Origin of the sequence: Mesorhizobium sp. M4A.F.Ca.ET.020.02.1.1 (assembly GCF_004022645.1) — a bacterium.
Lineage (GTDB): Bacteria > Pseudomonadota > Alphaproteobacteria > Rhizobiales > Rhizobiaceae > Mesorhizobium.
Genome location: NZ_RZOI01000362.1, coordinates 1 through 6,037 on the forward strand (window position 1 = coordinate 1; position 6,037 = coordinate 6,037).

The following is a 6,037-nucleotide window of genomic DNA, read 5'->3' on the forward strand; positions in this document are numbered from 1 at the left end:
GGTCTATATCGCCCAGACCGACGACCCGGAACTCGACAAGGTCGCCGAGAAGGCGGCAGCTCTGCTGGGACTTGCCTATGAACGCCGCCCGACCGGCTATGGCGATCTGACGACGGAACTGGCCGAAGCCGCCGCTTTCGGCTGACCTGCTAGTCAAGAGGGGGAATTCGATGCGTTTCCGGGCTTTGCTTCTGTCTGTGAGTCTGGGTGTCTGCCTGATCGTGCCGGCTCACGCCGATGGGGAGGTGCAGAAGCTGATCACCGCCGCCGACAAGGCGCGGCTCGGCAAATATGGCGAGACGCGCAAGGCGGCCCTCGAAGAGGCGAAGGCCGGCGATCCGGCCGAGGTCAAGCAGTTGGATAGCCTGCTCGCCAAGCCGCTGGTCGCTTTCTCAGACAAGGACCTAACCGGCAACTGGAAGTGCCGCACCATCAAGGCCGGCGGCTTGAGCCCGCTCGTCATCTACGGCTGGTTCAAATGCAAGGTGAGCGATGACGGCTCCGGCTGGAGGCTGGAAAAGGTAAGCGGCTCGCAGCGCACCAAGGGCCGCTTCTTCGACGACAGCGAAAAACGCGCCATCTATCTCGGCTCCTTCACCGTCAACGAAGATCCGGCCAAGCCCTATGGCAGCGGCCCGCAAAGCGACCAGGTCGGCTATGCCTTCCGCAACAGCGCCAGCGAATGGCGCATTGAATTCCCGGCGCCCTACTACGAATCGAAGCTCGACATCATGGAATTCAAGCGCTGATTCCTTCCGCCGATCGGGCCGTCACCAAGGATTAACCCGGCCAGCCTAGCATGCCGCGCGTTTGCGCAGGCCGCTCCCATCCGGGCGCGCCGGGCGCTCCGACACCAGGTGTTCCCTAGGGGCGGCACGAACCATGGCAGCGCCAATGGCAGATCCACGACCGATCGTCGTCGTCACCGAGGGCGGTCCGCACATCTGGGCGATCGTCAACGCCATCGCCGACCGGCTGGGTCCTGTCAGCGTCATCGTCGAAACACCTGAATCCAAAAAGCAATTGCTTCTCGGCCGGGCTCGGCGTCAAGGCTGGATCTCGGCCATCGGGCAACTCGGCACTATGGTGCTGACGCGGCTCGGCAAACGCTTGTTTTCCGGCCATGCGGCACGATTGATCGCCGAGCAGAAACTGGAGACCGAACCCCGGCCCGGCCAGACCAGAATCGACGTCCCCTCGGCCAACGCGCCAGAGTCCCTTCAGGCGATCGCGGACATCAAGCCAGGCGTAGTGCTACTTGCCGGCTGCCGGCTGTTGTCGAGGCAGACGCTGGCGAAGATGCCATGCCCGGTGCTCAACTATCATGCCGGCATCTCACCCAAATATCGGGGCATGAACGGCGGCTACTGGGCGCTGGCCTCGGGCGACACGGGCAATTTCGGCACCACCGTGCATCTGGTCGATGCCGGCGTCGACACCGGCGGCGTGCTGAGGCAGGCCCGCGGCAAGCCTGAACCGGGCGACACCATCTCAAGCTACGCGCTGCGGCAGGCGGCGTTCTCGCGCGACATCTGCGTCGCAGCGGTCGGTGACGCCCTGGCGGACAAGCTCGCCACATTCGATCCCGGCCTGCCCTCGAAACAGTGGTACCATCCGACGATCTGGTACTACCTTTGGACCGGCTTGACGAAGCGCATCTGGTAGCCGGCCGGCCACTCTATTTCACCTTTCTTTTTGCGACCTCCAATAGCGTCGCTTTTGAATGCGCGCGCGTCGTCCCATAACAAGCGGCCCCAATGCGCATGCGGCAATGCTCGCAGCTTCGAGGAGTGAGAAATTTATGGCCGATCTGATCGTCGTCTACTGGCGCGACATCCCCGCCCAGGTCATCGTCAGGAAGGGCCGGCAGAACGCCAAGCGCGAACTGCCGCTGCGCTTCACCGAGGCGATCGACATGTGCGCCATGCGCACTGGCGCCGGCGGTACGGACGACTATCTGGCCGAATGGCGCAAGGCCGACCCGGTTCCGGTCGGCGACGACATCGAAGCCGAGGTCGAAAAGGCCTTCCAAGAGCTCGACACGAAATACGACCGCGAGCGGCTGGTCGCTCTGGTCAAGGCGGGCGGAAAAGAAAATGTCTGATAAGCAACCGACCGTTACCCAGGCCACCCTGGTCAAGAAGGCAGCGCCGAAATCCGACTACAAGCCGGCCGACGTATCGCCGCAGCGGCGCGTCCAGCGCTCCTTCGCGGTGAGATTATGGTCGATCCGGCACTCGCGATTGCTCGAATGGTTCTACAGCCGCTTCGCCGACGTCTTCCTGCTGCTGCATCCCTTGTGGAAGGGCATCGGCTATGGCCGCGTCGAGGCCCCGGTCAAATTCGTCGAGAAGCGCGTCAAGGGCTTCATGTTCGACTGCCGCATGTGCGGCCAGTGCGTCTTGTCCTCGACCGGCATGTCCTGCCCGATGAACTGCCCGAAGCAGTTGCGCAACGGCCCATGCGGCGGCGTGCGCGCCAACGGCAATTGCGAGGTCGAGCCCGACATGCCTTGCGTCTGGGTCAAGGCCTGGGAAGGTTCGCGTAACATGGTGCATGGCGACAAGATCCTCGACGTGCAGAAGCCGGTCGACCAGTCGCTGCGCGAAACCTCCGCCTGGCTGCGTGTCACCGCGCAAGCGGCCGCAACCCGCGAGGCTGCCCAGAATACGCCTAAAACCGGAGCCTCCGCATGACCATCCGCCAGCGCGACGAGAACCCGGCCGGCATCCACCTGCCGCTCGATCCCCTGCCCGGCCATACTTCGCGCGGCCGGCTGGAGCGCGTGCTAAGGCGCGGCGAGTTCGCGGTCACCACCGAGCTCAACCCGCCCGACAGCGCCGATCCGGAGGACGTCTATAACCGCGCCAGGATTTTCGACGGCTGGGTCGACGCCATCAATGCCGTCGATGCCTCCGGCGCCAATTGCCACATGTCCTCGGTCGGCATCTGCGCGCTGCTGACCCGCATGGGCTACGCCCCGATCATGCAGATCGCCTGCCGCGACAAGAACCGCATCGCCATCCAGGGCGACGTGCTGGGCGGCGCCGCGATGGGCGTCGCCAACATGCTCTGCCTTACCGGCGACGGTGTGCAGGCCGGCGACCAGCCCGGCGCAAAGCCGGTGTTCGACCTCGATTCGATGTCGCTGCTCGAGACCTGCCGCATCATGCGCGACAACGGCAAGTTCCTGTCCGGCCGCAAGCTGACGACGCCGCCGCAGATCTTTCTAGGCGCCGCCGTCAATCCCTTCGCCCCGCCCTTCGATTTCCGCCCGATCCATCTCGGCAAGAAGATCGCCGCCGGCGCCCAGTTCGTGCAGACGCAGTACTGCTTCGACGTGCCGATGTTCAAAACCTTCATGCAAAAGGCGCGCGATCTCGGCCACACCGAAAAGGTCTTCATCCTGTGCGGCGTCGGGCCGCTGGCCTCGGCCAAGACGGCCAAGTGGATCCGTTCCAACGTGCCGGGCATCCATATCCCCGACGCGATCATCAAGCGGCTGGAAGGAGCGCAGGACCAGAAGAAGGAAGGCAAGCAGCTCTGCATCGACATCATCAACGAGGTGAAGGAAATTCCGGGCGTCGCCGGCGTCCATGTGATGGCCTACCGGCAAGAGGAATATGTCGCCGAGATCGTCGATGAATCGGGCGTGCTGAAGGGCCGCCAGCCCTGGAAGCGCGAAATCCGCCGCGACGACCAGCTGGTCGCAGAGCGGCTCGATCACATTCTGCATGACGAGATTACCGAAACCCAGGTGGACATGGTGAAGACCGCGCATTGAGAGCCCGGGCGATCACCATTCGCTTGAACGAAATCAGATAACGATATAAAGAACTCTTTATATCACGACGGAGAGATTGCATGACCCGCACCATCGTCGCGTCGGCGACCAGAGAAATCATCATCGGCTTCGACCAGCCCTTCTGCGTGATCGGCGAGCGCATCAACCCGACGGGCCGCAAGAAGCTCGCCGCCGAAATGGTGGCCGGCAACTTCGAGACCGTCATCAAGGACGCGCTGGAGCAGGCCGCCTGCGGCGCCACCATGCTCGACGTCAATGCCGGCGTCACCGCCGTCGACCCCAATGCCACCGAGCCGGCGCTGCTGGTGCAGACGCTGGAGATCGTGCAGGGCCTGGTCGACCTGCCGCTGTCGATCGACAGTTCGGTCACCGCTGCCATCGAGGCGGCGCTGAAGGTTGCCAAGGGCCGCCCGCTGGTCAACTCGGTCACCGGCGAGGAAGAGAAGCTCGAAGCGATCCTGCCGCTGGTCAAGAAGTACAACGTCCCGGTCGTCGCCATCTCCAACGACGAGACCGGCATCTCGATGGATCCTGACGTGCGTTTCGCCGTCGCCAAGAAGATCGTCGAGCGCTGCGCCGATTTCGGCATTCCCGCCCATGACGTTGTCGTCGACCCGCTGGTGATGCCGATCGGCGCGCTGGGCGATGCCGGCCGCCAGGTGTTCGCGCTGCTGCGCCGCCTGCGCGAGGAGCTCAAGGTCAACACCACGTGCGGCCTCTCCAACATCTCCTTCGGCCTGCCGCACCGCCACGGCATCAACGCCGCCTTCATCCCGATGGTGATCGGCGCCGGCATGACCTCGGCGATCATGAACCCGGTGCGCCCGCAGGAAATGGAAGCGGTGCGCGGCGCCAATGTGCTGAACGGCACCGACGAGAACTGCACCAACTGGATCCGCACCTACAAGGACTACAAGCCGGCCGAAGGCGGCCATGCGGTTGCCGCTCCGGTGGCGGTCAACGCTCCCGGCGAAGGCGCCGGCAATGGCGGCCGTCGCCGCGGCGGCCGCGAAGCCCGGATGGCCAGGGGATAAGCGCGCAATCGTGAACTCGCCTGCCAACATCACCGATCCGCTCGTGCTGTTCATGCCGTCCGGCAAGCGCGGGCGGTTTCCGGTCGGCACGCCGGTGCTCGACGCGGCGCGTCAACTCGGCGTCTATGTCGAAAGCGTCTGTGGCGGACGCGCCACTTGCGGGCGCTGCCAGATCGAGGTGCAGGAAGGCAATTTCGCCAAGCACAAGATCGTCTCTTCCAACGACCACATTTCGCCCAAGGGCGCCAAGGAGGAGCGCTACGAGCGCGTGCGCGGCCTTCCCGAGCGGCGGCGCCTCTCCTGCTCGGCGCAGATCCTCGGCGACCTCGTCATCGACGTGCCGCAGGACACGGTCATCAACGCCCAAACCATCCGCAAGGATGCCGACACCAGGGTGATCGCCCGCGATACGGCAGTGCGCATGTGCTATGTCGAGATCGAAGAGCCCGACATGCACAAGCCGCTCGGCGATCTCGACCGCCTGAAGATCGCGCTGATGAAGGACTGGGGCTTCAAGAGCCTCGAGTTCGACTTCTACCTGATGCCGCAGGTGCAGGGCATCCTGCGCAAGGGCAACTGGACCGCCACCGCCGCCATCTACAAGGATGCCGACAGTGATATCGCGCGCGTCATCGCGCTGTGGCCAGGCCTCAAGAACGAGGCTTACGGACTCGCCTGCGATATCGGCTCGACCACCATCGCCATGCATCTGGTGTCGCTGCTGTCCGGCCGTGTCGCGGCCTCTTCCGGCACATCGAACCCGCAGATCCGCTTCGGCGAGGATCTGATGAGCCGTGTCTCCTATGTGATGATGAATCCGGACGGCCGCGAAGGCATGACGGTCGCGGTGCGCGAGGCGATTTCCAGCCTGGTCGACAAGGTTTGCGCCGAAGGCAATGTGCAGCGCAACGACATCCTGGACTCCGTCTTCGTCGGCAATCCGATCATGCACCATCTGTTCCTCGGCATCGATCCGACCGAGCTCGGCGGCGCGCCCTTCGCGCTCGCGGTCTCGGGCGCGGTGCGCATCAAGACCTCCGATATTGGCCTGAAGCTCAATCAGGGCGCCCGCCTCTACATGCTGCCTTGCATTGCCGGCCATGTCGGCGCCGACGCGGCGGCGGTGACGCTGTCGGAAGGCCCACACCGCCAGGACGAGATGATGCTGATCGTCGACGTCGGCACCAATGCCGAGATC

General features: G+C 64.3%; 7 protein-coding genes and 1 pseudogene. All 8 read left to right on the forward strand.

The window, feature by feature from the left end; translation table 11 throughout:
* Nucleotides 1-145, forward strand: a pseudogene (locus EN742_RS21070) (DUF1638 domain-containing protein); the annotation flags it as partial.
* A gap of 25 nt (nt 146-170) precedes the next feature.
* Nucleotides 171-749, forward strand: a complete 579-nt coding sequence (locus tag EN742_RS21075) for a DUF4893 domain-containing protein (protein WP_126054098.1) — start codon at nt 171-173, stop codon at nt 747-749.
* Nucleotides 750-882: 133 nt separating this feature from the next.
* Nucleotides 883-1,665 (forward strand): formyl transferase, encoded by a 783-nt coding sequence (locus EN742_RS21080; RefSeq protein WP_126054097.1) that lies wholly within the window; start codon nt 883-885, stop codon nt 1,663-1,665.
* 136 nt (nt 1,666-1,801) lie between these two features.
* Nucleotides 1,802-2,104, forward strand: coding sequence for a virulence factor (locus EN742_RS21085; RefSeq protein WP_126054096.1), 303 nt, complete (start codon nt 1,802-1,804; stop codon nt 2,102-2,104).
* Nucleotides 2,097-2,696 (forward strand): methylenetetrahydrofolate reductase C-terminal domain-containing protein, encoded by a 600-nt coding sequence (locus EN742_RS21090; RefSeq protein WP_126054095.1) that lies wholly within the window; start codon nt 2,097-2,099, stop codon nt 2,694-2,696. Before EN742_RS21085 ends, EN742_RS21090 begins: the two co-directional genes overlap by 8 nt.
* The gene (locus EN742_RS21095) at nt 2,693-3,784 is read left to right on the forward strand and encodes a methylenetetrahydrofolate reductase (RefSeq protein ID WP_126054094.1); all 1,092 of its coding nucleotides are present in this window, start codon (nt 2,693-2,695) and stop codon (nt 3,782-3,784) included. The genes EN742_RS21090 and EN742_RS21095 overlap by 4 nt, the downstream gene beginning before the upstream one ends.
* Nucleotides 3,785-3,864: 80 nt before the next feature.
* Entirely contained in the window at nt 3,865-4,839 is a 975-nt protein-coding gene (locus EN742_RS21100; RefSeq protein WP_126054093.1) for a methyltetrahydrofolate cobalamin methyltransferase, read from the forward strand.
* Nucleotides 4,790-6,037 (forward strand): 2Fe-2S iron-sulfur cluster-binding protein (locus EN742_RS21105; protein ID WP_128333230.1); only part of this gene is annotated, 1,248 nt, incomplete at its 3' end. The genes EN742_RS21100 and EN742_RS21105, both read left to right, overlap by 50 nt.

Excerpts from the sequence above, each read along its gene's own strand:
- EN742_RS21090 (WP_126054095.1), top strand. The coding sequence starts at position 2,097 with ATGTCTGATAAGCAACCGACCGTTACCCAGGCCACCCTGGTCAAGAAG.
- EN742_RS21085 (WP_126054096.1), top strand. The coding sequence starts at position 1,802 with ATGGCCGATCTGATCGTCGTCTACTGGCGCGACATCCCCGCCCAGGTC.
- EN742_RS21075 (WP_126054098.1), top strand. The coding sequence starts at position 171 with ATGCGTTTCCGGGCTTTGCTTCTGTCTGTGAGTCTGGGTGTCTGCCTG.
- EN742_RS21080 (WP_126054097.1), top strand. The coding sequence starts at position 883 with ATGGCAGCGCCAATGGCAGATCCACGACCGATCGTCGTCGTCACCGAG.
- EN742_RS21100 (WP_126054093.1), top strand. The coding sequence starts at position 3,865 with ATGACCCGCACCATCGTCGCGTCGGCGACCAGAGAAATCATCATCGGC.
- EN742_RS21095 (WP_126054094.1), top strand. The coding sequence starts at position 2,693 with ATGACCATCCGCCAGCGCGACGAGAACCCGGCCGGCATCCACCTGCCG.